Source organism: Mesorhizobium sp. IMUNJ 23033 (assembly GCF_044778005.1).
Taxonomy (GTDB): Bacteria; Pseudomonadota; Alphaproteobacteria; order Rhizobiales; family Rhizobiaceae; genus Mesorhizobium; species Mesorhizobium amorphae_A.
Genome location: NZ_JBJACT010000083.1, coordinates 1 through 1,400 on the forward strand (window position 1 = coordinate 1; position 1,400 = coordinate 1,400).

Below are 1,400 nucleotides of genomic sequence, written 5' to 3' on the forward strand. Positions count from 1 at the left end.
CCACTCCTGCACTTTTTTCTGGACCGTCCCGTAGGTCACTCGCTTCTCTTCGCGATCGGCGCTCTGGCCGCCGCATGATGGGGTCAGGAGAGCGAGGCGTCTCAATCTGTTTCACGACCTTGCCGAGTTTTGGCCGGCAGGTTCGGGACTCTCAACGAGATCGCCTCGCCCGTCGTCCCCACGGAACGATTCAGGCATCGCCCTTTCGGGCAAAAGCTTTGTTCGTGTTGCGTGTTCCTTTGATCGGTCTCGGTTCACGCCGCCAGTGTGGCAGGCTCCTTTCCAAAGCGGAACTCGGTCGCGTCGGCCCACATACGGTGCAGAATGACCGCCAATTTGCGGGCCACCGCCACACGGGCGCGCGCCATGCCGCGGCGCCTGGCGATGATCATGCCCCAAGCCCTGAGGCTGGACCATTTCTTCGAGCGCACCAGCAGCGTGTGGGCGGCCTCGTAGAGGGCGGTGCGGGCGAGTTCATCGCCGCAGCGGCTGACCCTGCCTTGGATGTCGGTCTCGCCGGACTGGTAGCGCGCCGGCGTCAGCCCCAGATGCGCCCCCACCGCCCGCGAGGAGCCGAACCGCTCCGGCCGGTCGATCGTGGCGCGGAAGGCAAGCGCGGTGATCGGCCCGACGCCCGGCGTGCTCATCAGCCGCCGGCAGACTTCTTCATTGCGGGCGATGTCGAGAACCTGCTTCGTCAGGCGGGTAAACTCTCCCAACATGACGCCGAGGATCGCAAGAAGCGGCTCGACCATCGCCATCATCTGGGCGTCGGCGCCGGCCAGTTCCCGCACGCGGCCGGCAAAAGCGCTGCGCGACGGCAAGCCCAGTTTGACGCCGGCCTCGCGCAGCATCGCCCGCACCACGTTCTCGATCGAACGCATCTCGTTCAGCACCGTGCGGCGGGCAATCAGCAGCGAGCGCCAAAGCCGGCACTGCCGGCTCTTGACATGCACCTGCCGATACCAGCCGGTGCGCATGATCTGCGCCAGCGCGCGGGCGTCATTGCGATCGGTCTTGTTGGGCATGGTCTTCATCGCCGCATTGGCCTGCCGCGTCTCGATGCAGGTCGCCGGCAAACCTTCGGCGTGCAGTCCATCGTGAAGCCAGGCCGTCAGCGAGCACGCTTCCAGGCCGATCCGCTCAAGCGGCAAGCCGGTCCCCTTCAGCGCTTCACACAACGCCTGCGGATCGCTCAACGCTCTCGCCTCCTTCACGATCCGGCCAGTCTCGTCGACAATGCAAATAGAGGTCTCTTCCAAAGACACGTCCAGTCCGGCAAAGTACTTCATGGCTGCTCCTTCCAAATGTTTGTGGCGACTCACATCGACCACGTTTTCACATTTCGACAGGAGCAGCCGCCATCATCTGGCTCGGCAGAGACCCCAATCACCCCATCT

General features: G+C 64.4%; 1 protein-coding gene. It reads right to left on the minus strand.

All coding sequences use genetic code 11. The features are described 5' to 3' along the window. Positions 1–254: 254 nt before the first annotated feature. Positions 255–1,292, minus strand: a complete 1,038-nt coding sequence (locus ACFX5Q_RS34745) for an IS110 family transposase (RefSeq protein WP_404285059.1) — start codon at positions 1,290–1,292, stop codon at positions 255–257. Positions 1,293–1,400 lie beyond the last annotated feature (108 nt).